Source organism: Ferrimonas futtsuensis DSM 18154 (genome assembly GCF_000422645.1).
Lineage (GTDB): Bacteria > Pseudomonadota > Gammaproteobacteria > Enterobacterales > Shewanellaceae > Ferrimonas > Ferrimonas futtsuensis.
Genome location: NZ_AUGL01000029.1, coordinates 24,814 through 43,913, shown reverse-complemented (window position 1 = coordinate 43,913; position 19,100 = coordinate 24,814). Strand labels below are relative to the sequence as shown.

General features: G+C 58.9%; 21 protein-coding genes and 2 tRNA genes. 14 read left to right on the top strand and 9 right to left on the bottom strand.

The window, feature by feature from the left end; translation table 11 throughout:
* From G505_RS0116580 to G505_RS0116570, 3 genes are all read left to right on the top strand, one after another.
* A partial coding sequence (locus tag G505_RS0116580; RefSeq protein WP_028110560.1) for a transposase occupies positions 1-417 on the top strand: 417 nt, incomplete at its 5' end.
* A 400-nt stretch (positions 418-817) separates the two neighbouring features.
* Positions 818-907: transfer RNA gene (locus tag G505_RS0116575), tRNA-Ser, on the top strand.
* A 4-nt stretch (positions 908-911) separates the two neighbouring features.
* Positions 912-988 (top strand) — tRNA-Arg (locus tag G505_RS0116570).
* A 136-nt stretch (positions 989-1,124) separates the two neighbouring features.
* Here G505_RS0116570 and G505_RS23110 read toward each other — a convergent pair.
* Entirely contained in the window at positions 1,125-1,301 is a 177-nt protein-coding gene (locus G505_RS23110) for a hypothetical protein (RefSeq protein ID WP_157509259.1), read from the bottom strand.
* Positions 1,302-1,538: 237 nt separating this feature from the next.
* On the opposite strand from G505_RS23110, the gene G505_RS0116555 reads away from it, so the two are divergent.
* The 6 genes from G505_RS0116555 to G505_RS0116530 all read left to right on the top strand — a co-directional run bounded on the left by G505_RS0116555 (position 1,539) and on the right by G505_RS0116530 (position 7,782).
* A complete protein-coding gene (locus G505_RS0116555; protein WP_028110559.1) occupies positions 1,539-1,937 on the top strand; it encodes a hypothetical protein in 399 nt (132 codons plus the stop codon).
* A gap of 72 nt (positions 1,938-2,009) precedes the next feature.
* Positions 2,010-2,447, top strand: a complete 438-nt coding sequence (gene nsrR / locus G505_RS0116550; RefSeq protein ID WP_028110558.1) for a nitric oxide-sensing transcriptional repressor NsrR — start codon at positions 2,010-2,012, stop codon at positions 2,445-2,447.
* 4 nt (positions 2,448-2,451) lie between these two features.
* Positions 2,452-2,886 carry a YqaA family protein gene (locus tag G505_RS0116545; RefSeq protein WP_035385509.1) on the top strand — a complete coding sequence of 145 codons (435 nt, stop codon included), beginning with the start codon at positions 2,452-2,454 and terminating at the stop codon, positions 2,884-2,886.
* Between the two features lie 42 nt (positions 2,887-2,928).
* Positions 2,929-5,766: a M16 family metallopeptidase gene (locus G505_RS0116540; protein ID WP_028110556.1), complete on the top strand. Its 2,838-nt coding sequence runs from the start codon at positions 2,929-2,931 to the stop codon at positions 5,764-5,766.
* Between the two features lie 61 nt (positions 5,767-5,827).
* Positions 5,828-7,378 (top strand): glutamate--cysteine ligase, encoded by a 1,551-nt coding sequence (gshA, locus tag G505_RS0116535; protein ID WP_084644038.1) that lies wholly within the window; start codon positions 5,828-5,830, stop codon positions 7,376-7,378.
* Positions 7,375-7,782 (top strand): hypothetical protein, encoded by a 408-nt coding sequence (locus G505_RS0116530; protein WP_028110554.1) that lies wholly within the window; start codon positions 7,375-7,377, stop codon positions 7,780-7,782. The genes gshA and G505_RS0116530 overlap by 4 nt, the downstream gene beginning before the upstream one ends.
* Positions 7,783-7,837: 55 nt before the next feature.
* Here the strand turns inward: G505_RS0116530 and G505_RS0116525 are convergent, their stop codons facing one another.
* On the bottom strand, positions 7,838-8,458 hold the full coding sequence (locus tag G505_RS0116525) for a LysE family translocator (protein WP_028110553.1): 621 nt from the start codon (positions 8,456-8,458) through the stop codon (positions 7,838-7,840).
* A gap of 256 nt (positions 8,459-8,714) precedes the next feature.
* Between G505_RS0116525 and G505_RS0116520 the strand changes: the two genes are divergently transcribed.
* Positions 8,715-9,332: a transglycosylase SLT domain-containing protein gene (locus G505_RS0116520; RefSeq protein WP_028110552.1), complete on the top strand. Its 618-nt coding sequence runs from the start codon at positions 8,715-8,717 to the stop codon at positions 9,330-9,332.
* A gap of 88 nt (positions 9,333-9,420) precedes the next feature.
* On the opposite strand, the gene G505_RS0116515 is transcribed toward G505_RS0116520, so the two are convergent.
* The 4 genes from G505_RS0116515 to xseB all read right to left on the bottom strand — a co-directional run bounded on the left by G505_RS0116515 (position 9,421) and on the right by xseB (position 13,306).
* Complete coding sequence (locus tag G505_RS0116515; protein WP_211219987.1) at positions 9,421-10,221, bottom strand: HAD family hydrolase; 801 nt, start codon at positions 10,219-10,221, stop codon at positions 9,421-9,423.
* A 62-nt stretch (positions 10,222-10,283) separates the two neighbouring features.
* Positions 10,284-12,149: a 1-deoxy-D-xylulose-5-phosphate synthase gene (gene dxs / locus G505_RS0116510; protein ID WP_028110550.1), complete on the bottom strand. Its 1,866-nt coding sequence runs from the start codon at positions 12,147-12,149 to the stop codon at positions 10,284-10,286.
* A gap of 27 nt (positions 12,150-12,176) precedes the next feature.
* Complete coding sequence (ispA, locus tag G505_RS0116505) at positions 12,177-13,064, bottom strand: (2E,6E)-farnesyl diphosphate synthase (protein WP_028110549.1); 888 nt, start codon at positions 13,062-13,064, stop codon at positions 12,177-12,179.
* Between the two features lie 2 nt (positions 13,065-13,066).
* A complete protein-coding gene (gene xseB, locus G505_RS0116500) occupies positions 13,067-13,306 on the bottom strand; it encodes an exodeoxyribonuclease VII small subunit (RefSeq protein ID WP_028110548.1) in 240 nt (79 codons plus the stop codon).
* Between the two features lie 177 nt (positions 13,307-13,483).
* Here xseB and pomA point away from each other — a divergent pair, with 177 nt between their 5' ends.
* The 3 genes from pomA to thiI all read left to right on the top strand — a co-directional run bounded on the left by pomA (position 13,484) and on the right by thiI (position 16,767).
* Positions 13,484-14,248, top strand: a complete 765-nt coding sequence (gene pomA / locus G505_RS0116495; protein WP_028110547.1) for a flagellar motor protein PomA — start codon at positions 13,484-13,486, stop codon at positions 14,246-14,248.
* A gap of 4 nt (positions 14,249-14,252) precedes the next feature.
* The gene (locus G505_RS0116490; protein ID WP_245568395.1) at positions 14,253-15,194 is read left to right on the top strand and encodes a flagellar motor protein MotB; all 942 of its coding nucleotides are present in this window, start codon (positions 14,253-14,255) and stop codon (positions 15,192-15,194) included.
* 118 nt (positions 15,195-15,312) lie between these two features.
* Positions 15,313-16,767 (top strand): tRNA uracil 4-sulfurtransferase ThiI, encoded by a 1,455-nt coding sequence (gene thiI / locus G505_RS0116485; RefSeq protein ID WP_028110545.1) that lies wholly within the window; start codon positions 15,313-15,315, stop codon positions 16,765-16,767.
* 61 nt (positions 16,768-16,828) lie between these two features.
* On the opposite strand, the gene G505_RS21855 is transcribed toward thiI, so the two are convergent.
* On the bottom strand, positions 16,829-17,713 hold the full coding sequence (locus tag G505_RS21855) for a ketopantoate reductase family protein (RefSeq protein ID WP_051216366.1): 885 nt from the start codon (positions 17,711-17,713) through the stop codon (positions 16,829-16,831).
* Positions 17,698-18,063 (bottom strand): VanZ family protein, encoded by a 366-nt coding sequence (locus G505_RS0116475; protein WP_245568394.1) that lies wholly within the window; start codon positions 18,061-18,063, stop codon positions 17,698-17,700. The genes G505_RS21855 and G505_RS0116475 overlap by 16 nt, the downstream gene beginning before the upstream one ends.
* A gap of 143 nt (positions 18,064-18,206) precedes the next feature.
* Between G505_RS0116475 and G505_RS0116470 the strand changes: the two genes are divergently transcribed.
* Entirely contained in the window at positions 18,207-18,692 is a 486-nt protein-coding gene (locus G505_RS0116470; RefSeq protein WP_028110543.1) for a YajQ family cyclic di-GMP-binding protein, read from the top strand.
* Positions 18,693-18,866: 174 nt separating this feature from the next.
* Here G505_RS0116470 and G505_RS0116465 read toward each other — a convergent pair whose 3' ends face one another.
* Positions 18,867-19,097 (bottom strand): GDCCVxC domain-containing (seleno)protein, encoded by a 231-nt coding sequence (locus G505_RS0116465; protein WP_028110542.1) that lies wholly within the window; start codon positions 19,095-19,097, stop codon positions 18,867-18,869.
* Positions 19,098-19,100: the final 3 nt, after the last annotated feature.

The window sequence follows — 19,100 nt, the reverse complement described above, 5'->3', positions numbered from 1 at the left end:
AGGGTGAAACGAGGTCGCTGGGTGCTGCTGAAGAACCGGGAGAACATGACCGACAAGCAGCATGCCTATCTGGAGGAACTGCTGGCCGAGAACCGGTCGCTGATGGTGGTGTATCTAATGCGGGAGCAGTTGAAGGAGCTGTGGTATGCCGACTGTCCCGATGCAGCGCTGAGCCAGTGGCGGTTATGGTGGCAACAGGTCACCGAGAGCGGCATCGAACCGCTTATCCGCTTCGCTAGGAAGCTCAAACCCTACCTCAAAGGCATCATCTCTTCAGCCACCTATCGGCTGCACACCTGCAAGCTCGAGGGAATGAACAACAAGATAAAGGTCATCAAGCGCATGGCCTACGGATACCGGGACAGCGACTACTTCTTCCTGAAGATACGAACCGCTTTTCCCGGTAATGCGCGATGAACCTTTTTTATGGGCGCTCGTCGGATTGCCGGCCTGCGGGCGGAGCCCTTCGGCGTTGTTGCGGCGAAAGCTGCGCTTTCTCGTTTCCGCGCCAACCCTTCCGAGCGCGCCATATTTCAATACCAATCATTGCGACTGGTCATAAAGCCCGAGCGGACACTCGGGTTTTTTATGTCTGATTTCTGCTTAAGTGTGCGGAGTCTTACCTTCAGTACGGTATGGGAGTTACGGTTGGCTGCTGCATCCTGCATCACTTTTTGTTCAGCCGAGGGTCGTATTGAAGCATTGTTGTGCAATCAAGCACCTGGAGCGAATTTGTTGCCCTTTAAGGGTTTGACATCCTCGCATTAGGCCGTAAGATAGCACTCCTGTGTTGGCCACTAAGGCGAACGCAGAGCGTGGTGAGGTGGCCGAGTGGCTGAAGGCGCGCCCCTGCTAAGGGCGTATACCTTGATCGGTATCGAGGGTTCGAATCCCTCCCTCACCGCCATTGCGCGCTCGTAGCTCAGCTGGATAGAGTACCTGGCTACGAACCAGGCGGTCGAAGGTTCGAATCCTTCCGAGCGCGCCATTTAATAAGAAAGCCCGAGCTAACGCTCGGGTTTTTTTATGCTCGCTCGTCGGATTGCCGGCCTGCGGGCGGAGCCCTTCGGCGTTGTTGCGGCGAAAGCGTGGGCTTTGATGTTTCTGGCTCTAAATGAAGACAGCTAGCCAGGCTGGGTCAGTTCAATCATCAGGGCGAAGAAGCCGATCAGCCCGAGGCAGAGGCCAACGATCCAGTAAAACCCCTTCTTTCCCTGCTTCAGGGTATAGCCATTCATGGTCAGAAACAGGTACCACAGCAGTGACAGGATAATTGGGATCAGAAACATTCTTCCTATCATGGTGGTTCCTCATCATTGAACTAAAAGCAATTTCTTAATAAATACCAAGAGTTTGCTGAGTTTTCAAACCGGCTACTACCGTCGGGGACTCGCGCCCCCCCTGGATAGATGACGGGGATTGACAATGTTTATCAGTGCGTTAACCCTTGTGAATCAAGTGTAAAAAATTGACAAATTGGCTTCTTATTTATCCATACGCGTGTAGCATATAGCCTCTGGGGGATTATCAAATTGACTATGCGCTACCTGACTTTGCTGACTTTGTTCTCCCTACCCGTTCTGGCCTGGTTCGACGCGGTTCCCGACTGGCTGGATAAAGAGAGTCATCAGCTGGTGATGGACCTCAACAGTGGTATCGGACAAAGCCAGAATCCTAACTTCTTAAAAGCCGAATATGGCGATGGTGAGATGATACTGTACTATCGTCAGGTTGATGGCGATCGCCTGGGTGCCTTCGGCGCTGTGGTGGAAAACCACGTTCAGGAGACCATTTACAGTTTCTGTACCAGCGCCTACTATCGTAAGCGCCTGGAACTGGGCATGGTGTATCGTCACCTGTACCAGAGTGATACGGGCAACACCAGCCAGGAGATCCGTATCGACAGATACAGCTGTCTGCAGTCACAGCGTTTTTGACCGCAAGGGGAACAGAGGCCCCGTAAGTCCGTACCTCTGAACGCCTTTGGCGGTTGATTGGAGGTTAGATTCTTGCAACTCACCAGCTTCAGTGACTTCGCGTTCCGTTCCCTGCTCTACATGGCGACGCTGCCAGAAGGGGAGTTGACCAGCATCACCCGGGTTACCGAGATCTACGGAGTATCCCGTAACCACATGGTGAAGGTGATCAACAAGCTGGGCCATGCCGGTTTTGTGAAGACGGTAAGGGGCAAGAAGGGGGGCATCTGTCTGGCAAAAGCCCCTGAAGAGATTGGCCTGGGCGAAGTGATTCGCGCTCTGGAGCCTTTGCAGCTGATCAACTGCGGTGAACCCTATTGTAAAATCCTTCCCGCCTGCCGCCTGAAGCAGGTCCTCACCGAAGCCACCAATGCCTTTCTGGGTACACTGGATAATTACACCCTGGCCGATATGCTGGCCAATAATGACGAGCTGAAAGCTCTGATGATCCCTTCGGAAACCGTCGAGTAGTCTCTTGCTCTCTGCCGAAGGGGGCCTGTTCGTCAGTGCCTTTGTCTCCGCCACTCTTGCTCCCGGCGGCTCGGAACTGCTTCTGGGCTATCTGATTCAATCCACTCCTGATACCTGGTTCAGCCTCGTCATAATCGCCACCATAGGCAATACTCTGGGTTCCCTCACCAGTTATCTCCTTGGGCGCCTGGGACGGCGTGCCAAATCGCCCGAACAGCTGATTGAGGGAAAGCACCAATGGCTGATACCCAAGGTGCAGCGTTATGGCGTCTGGAGCCTGTTGTTGGCCTGGCTGCCCGTGATCGGGGATGGCATTCCCCTGCTTGCCGGATGGTTCCGGTTTGGGATGTTATCTAGTAGTCTGTTGATCTTCATTGGTAAGTTTTTTCGATACCTGGTGATAGCCCTCACCACTCTGGGCATCATCAGTCAGTTCTAGGCGCAGCCCGACCGGGCTGTGGGCCGCTACAGGAGGGATTCCGTGAAATTGTTCAAGCCGCTGGCACTCAGTCTGGCGATCACCCTGGCCGGATGCGCATCAGACGCTCCCACCCCATCGCTGCCCGATGGGGTCGCTTATCTGGGCTCAAATCTGTCTCAGCAGGCAGAAGTAACAATTCCTTACGAAAAGTTCCAGCTGGATAACGGTTTGACCGTCGTCCTGCACAAGGACGGTTCCGACCCTCTGGTGCATGTGGACGTCACCTATCATGTGGGTTCAGCCCGCGAGGAACTGGGGAAATCCGGTTTCGCCCACTTCTTCGAACACATGATGTTCCAGGGATCGGAAAACGTCGCCGATGAACAGCACTTCCAACTGGTGACTGAGTCCGGTGGTACCCTGAACGGGACCACCAACAGCGACAGAACCAATTACTTTGAGACTGTGCCGGCCAATCAGCTGGAGAAGATGCTCTGGCTCGAGGCAGACCGCATGGGATTCCTGTTGCCGGCGGTCACCGAAGAGGCGTTCGAGGTTCAGCGCGCCACGGTAAAGAATGAGCGCGGCCAACGGGTGGACAACCAGCCCTACGGGCGTCTCAATGAACTGGTCTCTCAAGCCCTCTACCCCAAAGGGCACCCCTATTCCTGGCCGGTGATCGGCTGGATGGAGGAGCTGGACAACGGCAACGTGGACGACCTGCGTGCCTTCTTCAAGCGTTGGTATGGCCCCAACAACGCCACCCTTACCATAGGCGGCGACTTCGATCGTCAGCAGGTGCTGCAGTGGGTGGTGAAGTATTTTGGCTCCATCCCACGTGGCCCGGAGGTGACGGCCCAGCCCAAGGCGCCCGCCGCGCTAGATGCCGACCGTTACCTGACCCTGGAAGACAAGGTACACCTGCCCCTGATCTACCTCTCCTTCCCGACGGTGTACGCCCGTCACGAGGATGAGGCGGCGCTGGACCTGCTGTCTGAGATCCTCGGCGGTGGCAAGACCTCCATCTTCTACAAGAACCTGGTGAAATCCGGACTGGCGGTGCAGGCCGGGGTCGGACACCCTTGCCGCGAGCTGGCCTGTGAGTTCACCATGTATGCCCTGGCCAACCCGGGCAAGATGCCCCAGCTGGACGGGATCGAAAAGGTGATTCGCGATTCCGTTGCCGAGTTTGAGAAGCGCGGTGTTCTGGCCGATGATCTGAAGAAAGCCCAGGTCGGCCATGAGGCAAACACCATTTTCGGCCTGCAGAGTGTGCGGGGTAAGGTGACCTCCCTGGCCTACAACCAAACCTTTTTCGATGAACCGGACCTGCTTCAGCAGGATCTGGAGCGTTACCGTAATGTCACCGCCGAAGACGTCATGCGGGTGTTCAACACCTACATCAAGGGCAAGCACGCGGTGATCATGAGTGTTGTACCCCAGGGTCAACTGGCCCTGGCCGCCGCGTCAGCCAGTTTCACCGCCCCGGGTCCGATTCCCAAGGATCAACTGAGCCACGCCGGTAAGGTGGAACAGGCCCAGATTCAGGACAGCTTCGACCGAAGCCAGGTGCCGGGTTCCGGTCCTGCGCCTCAGCTCAAGGTACCTGCCCTGTGGCAACAGCGCCTGGCCAACGGCATCGATGTCATTGGCACTCGCAGCGATGAGACCCCCACCACAGAGATCATGATTGCCCTGGATGGGGGGCAGCGCCTGACCTCCGCTGCCGAGGCGGGCCTGGCCCAACTCACCGCCACCATGATGGGGGAGTCCACCGAGTCCTTCACCACCGAGGAGATGGCTCAGGAGCTGGAGAAGCTGGGCTCAACCATCTCCGTCAGTGCCTCAGGTTATCGCACCTACGTCAGCGTCAGCGCCTTGACGGCCAATCTGGACGCCACGTTGGCCCTGCTGCAGGAGCGTTTGCTCAAGCCTGCATTCAAGGATGAGGACTTCCAGCGGGTTAAGGTTCAGCAGATTCAGGGACTGCAGCATCAGGCCAATGACCCAGGCTGGCTGGCCAACACCGCCTGGAGTGAGCTGCTCTATGGTGGCAACAGTGCAGGTAAGCCCGTAGGCGGTACCCTGGAGAGCGTTCAGGGCCTGACCCTGGAACAGGTCCAAGGCTTCTACAAGGAGCAGTTTCGCGCCGGAAACGCCAGCGTGGTGGCGGTGTCCGACCTGGATCAGCCTCAGCTGATGGCCAAGCTGAACTGGCTGGGCCAATGGCAGGGCGACGCCAGCCAATGGGCACCGCTGACGGCGATGCCACAACTGGCCGGCCCTAAGGTGTACCTGCTGGATAAGCCGGGGGCTGCCCAGTCGGTGATCAAGATTGGCCGACGCGGCATGCCTTTCGATGCCCTGGGTGATTACTTCAAATCCGGGCTGATGAACTATCCCCTGGGAGGGGCGTTCAACAGCCGCATCAACCTGAACCTGCGTGAAGACAAGGGCTATACCTATGGCGCACGCAGCAGCTTCCGTGGCGGACCTGAGCTGGGCTCCTTTGTGGCCGGTGCCAGTGTCCGTGCCGATGCCACTGCGGCGTCGGTGAAGGAGTTTGTCGACGAGCTCCAGGGGTTTGCAGACAAAGGGATGACTGAGGAGGAGCTGGCCTTTATGCGGGCTTCGGTGACTCAGTCTGATGCCCTGAGTTTCGAGACTCCCGGGCAGAAAGCCCGCTTCCTGGGTAAGTTGCAACGTTATGATTTGCCTAAGGACTTTGTTGAACAGCAGGGGGCGCTGATCCGCAGCATCAGTCGTGATGAACTGAACCGGCTGGCCAAAGATCAGCTGGACCTGTCACAAATGATCATCCTGGTTGTTGGCGATAAAAGCAGCGTAGAGCCCTCTCTGAAAGAACTGGGCTATGATATCGTCACACTGACGCTGTAAAATTGTCCCTTTCCATCTACACCGGGAGGGCAACGCCCTCCCGTTTTAACGAGTATCTGACTTGACGGATTTTGAACGGAACCTGAGCCGACTCTCCAATGAGGAGGGCCGGCTCGCCCTGCGCTCTCTGGGACGCGGGATAGAGCGGGAAGCCTTGCGAATCCTTCCCGAAGGCTTGCTGGCACGGGACCCTCATCCCCAGGCTCTGGGCTCTGCCCTGACCAATAAGTGGATCACCACAGACTTTTCTGAGTCGCTGTTGGAGCTGATCACCGGGGTAAACACCTGTGTCGATGGCCTGCTGGAGGAGCTGGGCGATATCCATCGTTTTGTCAGCCACCACATCGGCGACCAGTTGTTGTGGCCCCAGTCCATGCCCTGCTTCATTGATCATCAGGAAGATGTGCCCATCGCCCTGTATGGTCATTCCCACGTCGGAAGGATGAAGACCCTCTACCGAGAGGGGCTTAAACGCCGTTACGGGGCCAAGATGCAGTCCATCGCCGGGGTTCACTTCAACTTCTCCCTGCCGAAATCATTGTGGCAGGCCCTGTACGGCGACAACAGCCAGGAGACCATCTCCACCGGCTATTTCCATCTGATTCGCAACTTCCGTCATCAGGCCTGGATACTGCCTTACCTGTTTGGGGCGTCCCCAACCCTGTGCTCCTCCTTCCTGGATGGCCGAGAGGTCGGGCTGGAGTTTGACACCCTGCCCAGCGGCCTGCTGGTGTTGCCCTGGGCCACCTCCCTGCGGATGAGCGATCTGGGGTACACCAACAGCGAGCAGACCAACCTGCGCATTCGTTACAACTCGGTGCAGGAGTACGTCTCGGACCTCAAACGTGCCATTACCCTGCCGTCAGAGCGTTTTGCCGAGCTGGGTCTGGAGGAGGGAGGCCAGCGGGTACAGCTGAACACCAACATTCTGCAGATTGAGAACGAACTCTATTCTCCCATCCGGCCTAAACGCACCGCTCATAGTGGTGAGACCCCCTCCGATGCCCTGGATCGCGCCGGTGTGGAATACATTGAGGTGCGTACCCTGGATGTGAACCCCTTTGCCCCCCATGGAGTCAGTCGCGATCAGGTGTTGTTGCTGGATCTCTTCCTTCTGGACTGCCTGTTGCTGCCCAGTCCCTGCTGGACAGACGAATGCCAGCAGCAGACTCAACGCAACTTCGATACCGTGGTTGCCAGGGGCCGTCAGCCTGGTCTGGAGCTGGAGTACGGTTGTGGTGACAGCAAGCCGCTCAGTCAGTGGCTGGGGGAAAGTTTTGAACGCTGGCGCCAGATCGCCAGGGTAATAGACGGTGAGCAGGGCAGTGATTATCAGGATGCCCTGGCGCAGTGGCAGGGGTGTATTGATGATCCTGAGCAGACCCTCTCCGGCCGCATCCTGGCCGAACAGAAGGTTCAGGCCAATCCGGTGATGGCACTGGCCAAAGCCCATCGTCAGCACTGGCTCGACGGCCAGTCCCAGCGCCTGCCTGAGCAGAGGTTGCAGCAGGAGGCGAAGGATTCCATCGAGCGTCAGCAGGCCCTCGAAGCCAACCAGGCGGGCAGCTTCGAGGAGTACCTGGATCACTACTTCAGGGGCATCGAACAGTGAAACACCTGGGGTGGCTGTTGCTGGTCGGCGGGGCGTTGGCCGGTTGTGCCAGCAACCAGGAGTTTGCCTGCGGGGTGGTGGCCAGTGGTGTGCGACCCCCGGCGGAGCAGGGGCTGTTTCAGGTGATGGTGACTCACATTGATGGACAGCCGGTGGTCTCCAAGGCCAGTTACCGTCTGCCTCCCGGTGAGCATCAGCTGCGCCTGGTGGAGCTCATTGATGATCCTCGTTTGGGCATCAGTCTGCGTGACCGCAGCTACCGGGAGATGACCCTGAAGGTCGAGGCCAATCAGCAGTTCTCTCTGGCTGCCCGATTCGATCCGGCGGCTGAGTCTGTCGCCGAGGGGCGCTACTGGGAGCCCACCCTCTGGCAACAGCACGCTCAAACCTGCTCGCTGGAGTAGCCGTCAGAAATCAAAAAAGGCCGCATCAGCGGCCTTTTTTGTCTCTTACAACCCATCAGGCGATGGCCATGGCACCGCCGAGTCCGATAAAGGTCAGCCCGCAGAGTCGGTTAAACCGCTTCTGAGCGGTAGTGCTGCAGAGCCGGTTGGCCAGCTGGCAGCCACCGAACGCCACCAGGTTGAGCACCATGAAGTCCACGGCGGTAAAGGTGGAGCAAAGCACCAACAGCTGAGGCACCATCGGTTTCTCGGGGCTCAGAAACTGGGGAAACAGGGCGGCGAAGAAGATCAGTCCCTTGGGGTTGGCCAGGCCGACCATCAGTGTCTGGCGGAACAGTCCGAAGGCGGAGGCGTCATCCCGGTAGCGGAAGCCCGACTCCAGGTTTTCCTCCGGGCGTGAGCGCCAGGCAGAGATTCCCAACCATAGCAGATAGCCGGCTCCGCCGTATTGGAGCAGTTCAAACAGCGCCGGGCTGCTGGTGATCAGGGCGCCTATCCCCGTAGCGGACAGCAGCATCAGCACCAGTCCGGCCAGGTTGGAACCCAGCACGGTGGCCAGGGCTCTCTTATGGCCGTGACGGACGCTGGTGGAGAGGGTCAGCAGAGTCATGGGGCCGGGAGCAACCAGCAGGATGACTACGGTGGCAAGGTATACCAGGTAAAGCTCAGTCGACATTGGAAAAACGACGGGTTTTCAGAGAAAGGGGCGCATTTAACCAGTGCTGCACAGAGCTGTAAAGGACCGGGGGGAATTCGGGCACAGGAATTGAGAGCTCACCTGTCAGCTTTGGCTGACAAAGGGGCAATTTCTTCACCCTTGTGGCCTGGCGATCGTTGATGGTATGGCTTTTCCTCATCTTAAGGTGGCAATTGTGAATGCCTCAGGGCAGAATCAAGGCTTTCAGGGACTCACACGAACATCCAAACCCATGATGAAAATAGTAAAACTGTTGCTGAGCTCGGCGCTTCTGGTTTCTCTGGTTGGCTGTGCCACGCCGCCCCCCAGAGACCCGGAGAACCTGTGTAACATCTTTACGGAGAACCGTGATTGGTATAAGGCGGCCAAGGACAGCCGGGATAAGTGGGGAGTGCCAGTGCATGTTCCCATGGCGATGATGTACCAGGAGAGTTCCTTCAAGCACAACGCCCAGCCTCCCATGGAGTGGTTCCTCGGGTTTATCCCCATCGGCCGAGCCTCCAGCGCCTATGGTTACGCCCAGGCCAAGACGGTGACCTGGGATCAGTATGCCCGGGAGACCGGCAACTCCTGGTCCAGCCGCAGTGACTTCGACGATGCCATGGACTTCATGGGCTGGTACATCTACAAGACCAACAAGATCAACGGAGTCTCCAAGTGGGATGCTTACCGCCAGTACCTCAACTATCACGAGGGGTGGGGGGGCTATAAGCGCGGCAGTTACCGCAAGAAGCAGTGGCTGGTGAAGACCTCCCGCAAGGTTGAGGCACGCTCTAAGCGCTATGCGGCCCAATACAATCAGTGCAAAGAGGACCTGGATCGCAGCTGGCTGTGGCGTCTGTTCTTCGGTTGATGCTCTCCTGAGTCAGAAAAGCCAGCACCCGTTGCTGGCTTTTTTTATCACTGACGCATCAAGACTCTATGCCGGGAAGACCGAGCCCTCAGAGGTATTGCCGGCAGATCTCCACCAGCGCTGTCGGGGTATCGGCCACATGATCCGGCTGGTGTTGCCAACGCTGAGGGGAAGCTCCGCTGTAGGCGGCGGTAATGGCAATCACCCGGCTCTGTGGGCCGAGGACGGCACCCAGGTTACGGGCAAACTGGACGTCGCCCTGATGGTCTCCGATGTAGACCAGGGTTTCCGGGCTGTGCCCCCCAAACATCGCCTCTATGCACTGGAGCCCGCCGGCAGGGTGGGGCTTCTGCGCCTCTGAGGAGACTTCGTTGTACCCCACCACCGCTTTGAAGGGGGAGGCGATACCCTGGCGTTCCAACTGGCGCCAGATGGTCACCGAATCATTCTGGGAACAGATGCCATGGGGCAGTGCCTGCAGCTGCTCCAGGACCTCTGCAATCCCCTCAAACAGGGAGACGTCGGTGGTGTTGCGCCTCTGATGCTGAGCCCACAAAGGGCCTGCCTGGGCGGTTTCCACAGCCGTCAGTCCATAATAGTTCTGATAGAGGTCCTGCCAGTTTTGCGCCGCGTGATTGGCCTGGTGATAGCGCGCCTCACTGCGAAGGCAGTGCGGAAGGCGGTCGCCGGTCAGCCTTGGGGCAACTTCATCCAGAATGGAGAGAGTGATGCTGATGTTTTTAGGCGCGGAATTCACCAGGGTGCCGTCATAATCCCATAGGATGGCGCTGTGGTGCATAGGGGGCTCCTTCTGAACAGTGGCGCTCACTTTGCCACCGAATACACCCAGGAAAAAGCCCCCAATCTCGAAATGAGTGTTCTCAGTCATGGGCAAACAACCACAAAAAACCGGAGCCAGGCTCCGGTTTTCTTGGTTTGAACGGATGAGGTTCAGTCGCCGAAGTAATCGGCCACCTGCTTGAGAATCCCCGGGCCGTCCAGGCCCAGTACGGTGTGCATCTCCTCCTGGGTACCCTGTTCAATAAAGCGGTCGGGCAGGCCGAGCTGCAGCACCGGCTTGGCGATCTTGAGACGATTCATGCACTCCACCAGGGCGGAACCGGCACCGCCCATGATGGCGTTCTCTTCCAGGGTCACCAGACGATCGTGGCTGCCGGCCATCTGCTGAACTATCGCTTCATCGATGGGCTTGACGAAGCGCATGTTCACCACGGTGGCGTCCAGCTGCTCGGCCGCCTCCAGGGCGTAGGGCAGCAGGGTGCCGAAACTGAAGATACACAGCTCTTTGCCCTGACGACGGATCTCCGCCTTGCCGATAGGCAGCGCCTCCATCTCTTCCTGAATCTCTACCTTGAGGCCGGTGCCTCTCGGGTAGCGCACGGCGGCCGGGGTGTCCATCATGTGGCCGGTGTAGAGCATCTGGCGACACTCATTGGCGTCTGCCGGAGCCATTACCGTAAAGTTGGGAATGCAGCGCAGGTAGGAGAGATCGAAGGCCCCCTGGTGGGTCTGGCCATCTGCGCCCACCAGACCGCCCCGGTCGATGGCGAACAGCACCGGCAGGTTCATGATGCCCACATCATGAATCGCCTGGTCGTAGGCGCGTTGCAGGAAGGTGGAGTAGATGGCCACCACCGGGTGGTATCCCTCACAGGCGAAGCCAGCACCCAGGGTGACGGCGTGCTGCTCGGCAATCGCCGCGTCGAAGTACTGCTCCGGGAACTGCTGGGAGAACTCCACCATGCCGGAGCCTTCGCGCATGGCCGGGGTGATCCCCATCAGTTTGTTGTCCTTGGCGGCCATATCGCACAGCCAGTCGCCGAACACCTTGGAGAAGGTCGGTTGTCCCGGCTTGGACTTGGGCAGCTTGGACTCCTCGACATTGAATTTCGGCACACCGTGGTAGCTGATGGGATCCTCTTCCGCGGGCTTATAGCCTTTGCCCTTCTTGGTCATGATGTGCAGAATCTGCGGACCCTTGAGGTTGCGCATGTTGCGCAGGGTGTCCACCAGACCGCTGACGTCGTGACCGTCGATGGGGCCGATGTAGTTGAAGCCCAGCTCCTCAAACAGGGTCCCCGGGACCACCATCCCTTTCAGGTGCTCTTCGGCTCGGCGGGCCAGCTCCTTGATGGGAGGCAGGCCGGACAGGGCTTTCTTGCCGCCCTCGCGAATGGTGGTGTACAGCCGGCCGGACATCAGCCGGGCCATGTGGTTGTTCAGCGCCCCAACGTTTTCAGAGATGGACATCTCGTTGTCGTTGATGATCACCAGCATATCCTTATGGATGTCGCCGGCGTGGTTCAGGGCTTCGAACGCCATGCCTCCGGTAAGGGCACCGTCACCGATGACCGCCACCACTTTGCGATCCTGCCCTTCACGGTCGGCGGCAATGGCCATACCCAGGGCGGCGGAAATGGAGGTGGTGGAGTGGCCGACACTCAGGGTGTCGTACTCGCTCTCTTCACGCCAGGGGAAGGGGTGCAGGCCATCCTTCTGGCGGATGGTGGGCATCTCCTTGGCGCGACCGGTGAGGATCTTGTGGGGGTAGGCCTGGTGGCCCACATCCCAGACCAGGCGGTCAAAGGGGGTGTTGTACACATAGTGCAAAGCAACCGTCAGCTCCACAGCCCCCAAGCCGGAAGCCAGGTGGCCCGAAGAGTGGCTCACGCAGCGCAACAGGTACTGACGGAGTTCATCCGCCACCGCTTGCAGGTCGGCCTTGGGCAGGGTGCGCAGGTCCTGGGGCATCAATGCCTTGGACAGGAGTGGATAATCGTTCAGATCCAGACTCATTATGACAGTCGCTTCTTGTTATCGTGATTATTGGCCTCGCTCGATGATGTATCGGGCAAAGTCAGTAAGTAGTTCAGTATTGTATGGCAACTGGGCCAAAGATGTCAGGGCATCTTTATGGAGACTCTGCGCCACCTCACAAGCCCCTTCCAGACCCAGCAGGGCAGGGAAGGTACTCTTGTCCGCATCGGCGTCCGACCCCTGGGGTTTTCCAAGCTGTTCGGTGTCGGCGGTGATGTCGAGGATGTCGTCCTGAACCTGAAATGCCAGACCTAAGGCCTCGGCGTACTCCACCAGGGCGACGCGGTGTGCAGAATCCAGGTTGGGCACCGCCAGGGTCGCCAGCTCTACGCTGGCCCGGATCAATGCTCCGGTCTTCAACCTGTGCAGCTGGGTCAACGCTTCCAGAGGAATACGTTTGCCGGTGGAATCCAGATCGATCGCCTGGCCGCCACACATCCCCTGATAACCGGAAGCCCTGGCCAGGGCGCGGAACATGGCCACCCGGTTGCCCTCCAGCGCATCAGGCAGGTCAGCCTCTGCCAGAATTTCAAACGCCAGGGTCTGCAGTGCATCCCCGGCCAGAATGGCGGTGGCTTCGTCGAAAGCGATGTGACAGGTGGGTTGGCCGCGGCGCAGATCATCATCGTCCATGGCGGGAAGATCATCGTGGATCAGCGAGTAGGCGTGGATGCACTCCACCGCCGCAGCCAGGGGATCCAGGGTCTTCTCATCGGCGCCCAGCATGGTGCCCACGCTGTAGACCAAAAAGGGCCTGACCCGTTTGCCGCCCAGCAGGGTGCCGTAACGCATCGCTTCCAGCAGGCCGGGAGCGCAGGGGGGCAGGGAATCAAATTGGTGGATAAGGTGTTGGTCGACCCGCTCACGGTAGCGGGTCAGGGCAGCGCTCAGCATGCTTACTCCTGAGATTCGAAATCAACCAGTTGTGCGTCGCCTTCCTCATCCCTGGTAAGCATCTGTACGCTCTGTTCCGCCTGGGTCAGCTTGCTCTGGCTGGCCCGCACGAGGTGAATGCCCCGCTCGAACTGTTTCAGCGCCTGCTCCAGCGGCAGGTTTCCCTGTTCCAGATTGCCAACAATCTGCTCCAGCTCCGACAGCGCCTGTTCAAAACTTAGGTTGTCCGGTTTTTTTGCCATCTTTCGGCTCCTTGAAGTGCTGGACAAAGGTACTGCTTTGTCGACCCTGGATCAATGGAGGTCCAGGCTGAAGCTGAAATTTCATTAAACTTGCCTTCGATTGGACCGATAAAGACAATAGACTACCTAGTTCCCCCTGCTGGGACGATCAGAAATTCAGACAGATCAGGAGAGTTTGTGGATCTCGCGACCCTAATTGGCCTCTTAGGCGCCTTCGCATTCGTGATCATGGCGATGATGGACGGGGGGGACCCCGGTGTTTTCGTCAACATCCCTTCGATCCTCATCGTAGTGTGTGGCTCCCTGTTCGTGGTGATGATGAAGTACAACATCAAGCAGTTCCTAGGAGCCATCAAGATTGCCGCCAAGGCCTTCATGTTCAAAATTGACAAGCCGGAAGACCTGATCGAGCAGGCGGTGGTGATGGCCGATTCTGCCCGAAAGGGGGGCTTTCTGGCCCTGGAAGAGGCGGAGATCAACAACAGTTTTATGCAGAAGGCGGTGGACCTGCTGGTGGATGGTCACGATGCCTCGGTGGTGCGTCAGGCGCTGGCCAAGGATATCGGTCTGACCATGGAGCGGCATCAGAGCGGCTCCGGTATTTTCCGCGCCCTGGCGGATGTGGCGCCGGCGATGGGGATGATCGGCACCCTGATCGGCCTGGTGGCGATGCTCAATAACATGGACGATCCCAAATCCATCGGCCCTGCCATGGCGGTGGCTCTGCTGACCACCCTCTATGGCGCCATCATCGCCAACATGGTGGCGGCCCCCATCGCCGATAAGCTGGAGTTGCGCATGGGCGAAGAGATGCTCAACCGGCGCTTGATCATGGACGCGGTACTCTCCATTCAGGATGGTCAGAACCCCCGCGTGATCGAAGGCTTTTTGAAGAACTACCTGGCGGAGAAGCAGCGAGCCGTCTCCACCACCGAGGAGTAGCTTCATGACTCTGAGCGCCAACCGTGATGAGGAGATGGCTCCAGCGAAGAAGGCCAGTGGTGGCTCTCCAGCCTGGATGGCCACCTTTGCGGACCTGATGTCTCTGTTGATGTGCTTCTTCGTACTGCTGCTGGCCTTCTCCGAGATGGACGTGCTGAAGTTCAAGCAGATCGCCGGTTCCATGAAGTACGCCTTCGGTGTCCAGAACAAACTGGAGGTGAAGGACATCCCCAAAGGCACCTCGGTGATTGCCCAGGAGTTTCGCCCCGGGCGGCCGGAGCCCACTCCCATCGAGGTGATCAACCAGCAGACCATTCAGTTCACCAAGAATCACCTGGACGTGGACCCTGGTAAGGACCCGGTGGCCGGCAGTGAGCAGACCAACGATGGCAAGCTCAAGGGCGGGGCCAGCGAGCAGACCTCTCCCTCGGCGGATACCATGGCTCAGACCCAGGCCCAGGCGGAAAGCAGCGCCCTGGCCAAGAAGCTGGCGGAGCAGCTTCAGGAGCAGATTGAGGATGGGGCCATTGAGATCGAGTCCCTGGGACAGCAGATCGTCATCCGCATCCGCGAAAAGGGCGCCTTCCCGGCAAACTCGGCGTTTCTGCAGCCCAAATTTCGTCCGGTGGTCGCCGCTGTGGCCGGTCTGCTGAAGGATGTGCCTGGTATCATCACCATCACAGGGCACACGGACAATGCGGTGATCAACAACGAACTCTACCGTTCCAACTGGGAGCTCTCCTCTCAGCGAGCGGTCTCTGTAGCCCATGAGATGATCACCGTGGAGGGGTTTGAGCCTCACCGCATGGAAGTGATCGGCAAGGCCAACACCCAGCCCCTGGCCAGCAACGACGAAGCCGCTGGTCGAGCCAAAAACCGACGGGTGGAGATTGCGATCACCCAAGGTAAGCCTAAACTTTCCGAAGAGATCCCGGCCGTTCAGTAACCTGAGCGGGGTCACGTCCCCCGGGACGTGACCTTGTGTCCTCTCTGCCAGTGGTTCCCCAGATGCATAAGCTCAGGTATAATGCCGCGCTTTGATTTTTTGCCCGTACAGGAAGCTCATGAAATTTATCGTTAAGCTGCATCCCGAGATCATGATTAAGAGCAAATCGGTGCGTAAGCGCTTCGGTAAGTTGCTCGAGTCCAACATTCGCAATGTGCTGCGTAAGACGGATGAGACTGTGCGGGTTCGCTTCAACTGGGATCATATCAGCGCTGCCAGCAGCAATGACGATCCGGCCAATACCGCCAAGCTGGTGGAATCTCTGAGCAACATGCCGGGCATCCACCACTTCATGGAAGTGCGCCAGTACAACTTCGAGACCCTGGACGACATCTATCAGCACGCATTGCCGGTGTTCACCGAACGCCTGCAGGGCAAGACCTTCTGTGTGCGCGCCAAGCGTCGCGGCAAACACGACTTCAACTCTCTCGAGGTGGAGCGTTATGTGGGCGGTGGCCTGAACCAGCACACCGAGGCGGCGGGTGTTCGCCTCAAGGACCCCGATGTGGTGATCGGCCTGGAGATTGAAGACGACAAGCTCTATCTGGTCCACAAGCGTCATGACGGCATGGGCGGCTTTCCCATCGCCACCCAGGAGGATGTGCTCTCCCTGATCTCCGGCGGCTTCGACTCCGGAGTCTCCAGCTTCCAGTGCATCAAGCGCGGTGCCCGTACCCATTACTGCTTCTTCAACCTCGGTGGCGCCGCCCATGAGCAGGGCGTGAAGCAGGTGGCCTACTACCTGTGGAATAAGTACGGTTCCTCCCATAAGGTGCGTTTCATCTCCATCCCGTTTGAGCCGGTGGTTGAGGAGATCCTCGAGCGCATCGACAATGGTCAGATGGGCGTGATTCTCAAACGGATGATGATGAAGGTGGCCAGTGCCGTGGCCCAGAAGTACAACATCCCCGCCCTGGTGACCGGTGAGGCCATGGGTCAGGTGTCCAGTCAGACTCTGACCAACCTCAATGTCATCGACAAGATCAGCGACACCGTGATTCTTCGCCCCCTGGTGACCTGGGACAAGCAGGAGATCATCGACGTGGCCAGGGAGATCGGTACCGAGGAGTTTGCCGCCAGCATGCCCGAGTATTGTGGGGTGATCTCGCAGAAACCGACCGTGAAGGCGGTGCTCGCCAAGATCGAGGAGGAGGAAGCCAAGTTCTCCGAGGATCTGGTGGAGCGTGTGATGGCGGAGGCCAAGATGATGGACATTCGTGATATTGCCAAAGAGGAACAGGCCAAGGTCACCGAGATGGAGACCGTGGACAGCCCCATCGACGGCGCCGTGGTACTGGATATCCGCGCCCCCGAAGAGGAGGAGCAGAGCCCGCTGCAACTGGACGGTGTCGAGGTGGTGACCCTGCCCTTCTTCAAGCTGGGCTCCCAGTTCAAGGAGCTGGACCAGCAGCGCACCTACCTGCTGTACTGTGACCGCGGCGTGATGTCCAAGTTGCAGGCCCTCTACCTCAAAGAGCAGGGTTACAGCAACATCAAGGTGTACCGCCCCTGATTGACATCCAACTATAAAAAAACCGCCGAAAGGCGGTTTTTTTATAGTTGGCGTTTGACGTTCAGCGCGACTGCAGAGCCTTCACCCTGTCCAGGTTGTCCCTGTGTGTCGGTGCCTCAATGCCCGCCTTGTCCGCCAGGGCAACCACGAAGCCACTGATCGCCTCAATCTCTGTCTGACGGCCGGCGTCCACGTCGGTGAGCATCGAGGAGCGGTTCTTTGCCGTCGCCCTGGCCACCTTGAGCCCCAGGGCCAACACCTCGTCGGCCTCCATGGAAACGCCCTGACTGGCGGCCACCTCAGCCAGCTCTTCGCTGAGCCGGGTCAGGGTGGGCAGGAACTCGGCCCGAGTCAGCTCACCATTGGGGCAGCGGTGCAGTGCCGTCAGTGGGTTGATCAGGGCGTTGACCGCCAGTTTGTGCCACAGCCTCAGCTCAATGCGGGCGTCGAGCTCAAAGCCGATGGCCGCCAAGGCGTCAGGCAAGGCATCCTGGCGGAGCAGGGGACCGGCAAAACGTTGCCCCAGCCCGGTGTGGGTCACCGCGTCTTGTCCCTGGCGCAGCCCGCCGTCGGTCAGGGTGCCCGCCCACCAGTTGTGTTCGGGGAAGCGTCTGGCCAGCGCCTGCTGAGGGCCAAGGCCATTATGCAGCAGCACTATGGGGGTCTGAGAGGAGAGCCTCGGGAGCAGAGGCGTTACCGCCTCTTGGACCTGGTAGGCTTTGGTGGTGATCAGCAGCGCCCGACAGGGCGGCATTGCCTCGGGAGTCAGGTGGCGCACCCTGTGGCGAAACGTATCACCCTCCAGGGTGGTCAGGCGGTGCTCCCGCACCCCACAGTCACAGCCTGGTCGGCCTATGATCACCACCTCGATGCCCTGCTGTGCCATCAGGCCGGCCATCAGTTGGCCGATGGCACCGCCGCCGACAAGGGCTATCGGTTCTGCCATCGCACCACCAGCATCAGCACTAGGTGAAACATCAGGGCGCCGGCCATGTCCGCCAGGAAATCCATGGGGTCCGCCTGCCGGTAGGGCAGCCTGGATTGCACCAGTTCCACCAGCCCGGCGTAACCGGCCAGCACCAGCAGCTGCTGCCAGCGGGGCCAGTCGAAGGCCAGGTGCAGCATCATCGCCAGGGCGGCGAAACCAAACAGGTGCCCCAGCTTGTCGGTATGGGCGATGGGCTGAGGGTAGCTGGGTTTGCCAAACAGCAGGTAGGAGAAGGCCGCCAGCATAATCAGCAGGCTGAATCTGAACCAGAGCCGCTGCTGCGGGTTGGGAGAGGTCAAAATCATCATGGCAGCAATGATAGCCGTCCGGAGGCCGCCAGGCCATGACCAATTGCCCCTTTTGGCCCATTGCGCCTTGCGGTGGCGGCGACTGAGAGTAAACTCCTTGGCATCAACAGATTTGGCCGACAGAGGCTTTTCAGGAGATTCAGATGCCCTCATTCGACATAGTGTCCGAGGTAAATGCCGTAGAGCTGCGCAACTCTGTGGACAACGCCAGCCGTGAGCTGACCAATCGTTTCGATTTCCGCGGTGTGGAAGCCAGCTTCTCCCTGGCGGAGATGGTGGTGACCATGAAGACCGAGTCCGATTTCCAGCTCAAGCAGATGGAGGACATCCTGCGCGGTGCCCTGGCGGCCCGTAAGGTGGACACCAGCGCCATGGAGGTGGATGAGAAAGCCCTGCACAGCGGCAAGACTTTCTCCCGCAACGTCAAGTTCAAGCAGGGGATTGAGCAGCCCACCGCCAAGAAGCTGGTGAAGATGATCAAAGACAGCAAGCTGAAGGTGCAGGCTCAGATCCAGGGGGACAAACTGAGGATCACCGGCAAGAAGCGTGACGACCTGCAGGCGGTAATGGTCCTGGTGCGTGAGGCGGAGCTGGGGCAGCCGTTCCAGTTCGAGAACTTTAGGGAATAGAGGCTGACCTAGCTGGCGGGAGGTCGTCGTGTGGCTTTAGTCATCACGCGTTGACAACTTCGAAAACTTCCGCGACTAGTTGCCCTGGCTTACGACGGGCTGCGCAGCCGGCTCTGACCTCAGGTGGCCTGAAATCTCGTGCGGGGGCGTGTCAGCCGATCCAACACGGGACGACTAGGGGCGACCGTTTTTAGAGGTGGCACAGCAATCGCGACCTTGCTGAATCGGCGGGCAGGGAACGTTGCCATAGGAGCAAAATACGCAGCAGTGACCGGGCAGGGGACGCAGCAGCTGGCCGCAGCTTCGGCACTCATAAAACCACTGGCAGGCATCGGTGGGCATCGACTCGGTGCGTTGATGCCCACAGTAGGGGCAGCTGAGGGTGGATTCCAGCACCAGCGGCATGGC

What these genes read in the sequence shown, in the direction of transcription:
- G505_RS23110 (WP_157509259.1), bottom strand. Translation starts at nt 1,301, where the DNA reads ATGATAGGAAGAATGTTTCTGATCCCAATTATCCTGTCACTGCTGTGG.
- G505_RS0116555 (WP_028110559.1), top strand. Translation starts at nt 1,539, where the DNA reads ATGCGCTACCTGACTTTGCTGACTTTGTTCTCCCTACCCGTTCTGGCC.
- G505_RS0116525 (WP_028110553.1), bottom strand. Translation starts at nt 8,458, where the DNA reads ATGTCGACTGAGCTTTACCTGGTATACCTTGCCACCGTAGTCATCCTG.
- G505_RS0116520 (WP_028110552.1), top strand. Translation starts at nt 8,715, where the DNA reads ATGAAAATAGTAAAACTGTTGCTGAGCTCGGCGCTTCTGGTTTCTCTG.
- G505_RS0116515 (WP_211219987.1), bottom strand. Translation starts at nt 10,221, where the DNA reads ATGACTGAGAACACTCATTTCGAGATTGGGGGCTTTTTCCTGGGTGTA.
- dxs (WP_028110550.1), bottom strand. Translation starts at nt 12,149, where the DNA reads ATGAGTCTGGATCTGAACGATTATCCACTCCTGTCCAAGGCATTGATG.
- ispA (WP_028110549.1), bottom strand. Translation starts at nt 13,064, where the DNA reads ATGCTGAGCGCTGCCCTGACCCGCTACCGTGAGCGGGTCGACCAACAC.
- xseB (WP_028110548.1), bottom strand. Translation starts at nt 13,306, where the DNA reads ATGGCAAAAAAACCGGACAACCTAAGTTTTGAACAGGCGCTGTCGGAG.
- G505_RS0116490 (WP_245568395.1), top strand. Translation starts at nt 14,253, where the DNA reads ATGACTCTGAGCGCCAACCGTGATGAGGAGATGGCTCCAGCGAAGAAG.
- thiI (WP_028110545.1), top strand. Translation starts at nt 15,313, where the DNA reads ATGAAATTTATCGTTAAGCTGCATCCCGAGATCATGATTAAGAGCAAA.
- G505_RS21855 (WP_051216366.1), bottom strand. Translation starts at nt 17,713, where the DNA reads ATGGCAGAACCGATAGCCCTTGTCGGCGGCGGTGCCATCGGCCAACTG.
- G505_RS0116475 (WP_245568394.1), bottom strand. Translation starts at nt 18,063, where the DNA reads ATGATGATTTTGACCTCTCCCAACCCGCAGCAGCGGCTCTGGTTCAGA.
- G505_RS0116470 (WP_028110543.1), top strand. Translation starts at nt 18,207, where the DNA reads ATGCCCTCATTCGACATAGTGTCCGAGGTAAATGCCGTAGAGCTGCGC.
- G505_RS0116465 (WP_028110542.1), bottom strand. Translation starts at nt 19,097, where the DNA reads ATGCCGCTGGTGCTGGAATCCACCCTCAGCTGCCCCTACTGTGGGCAT.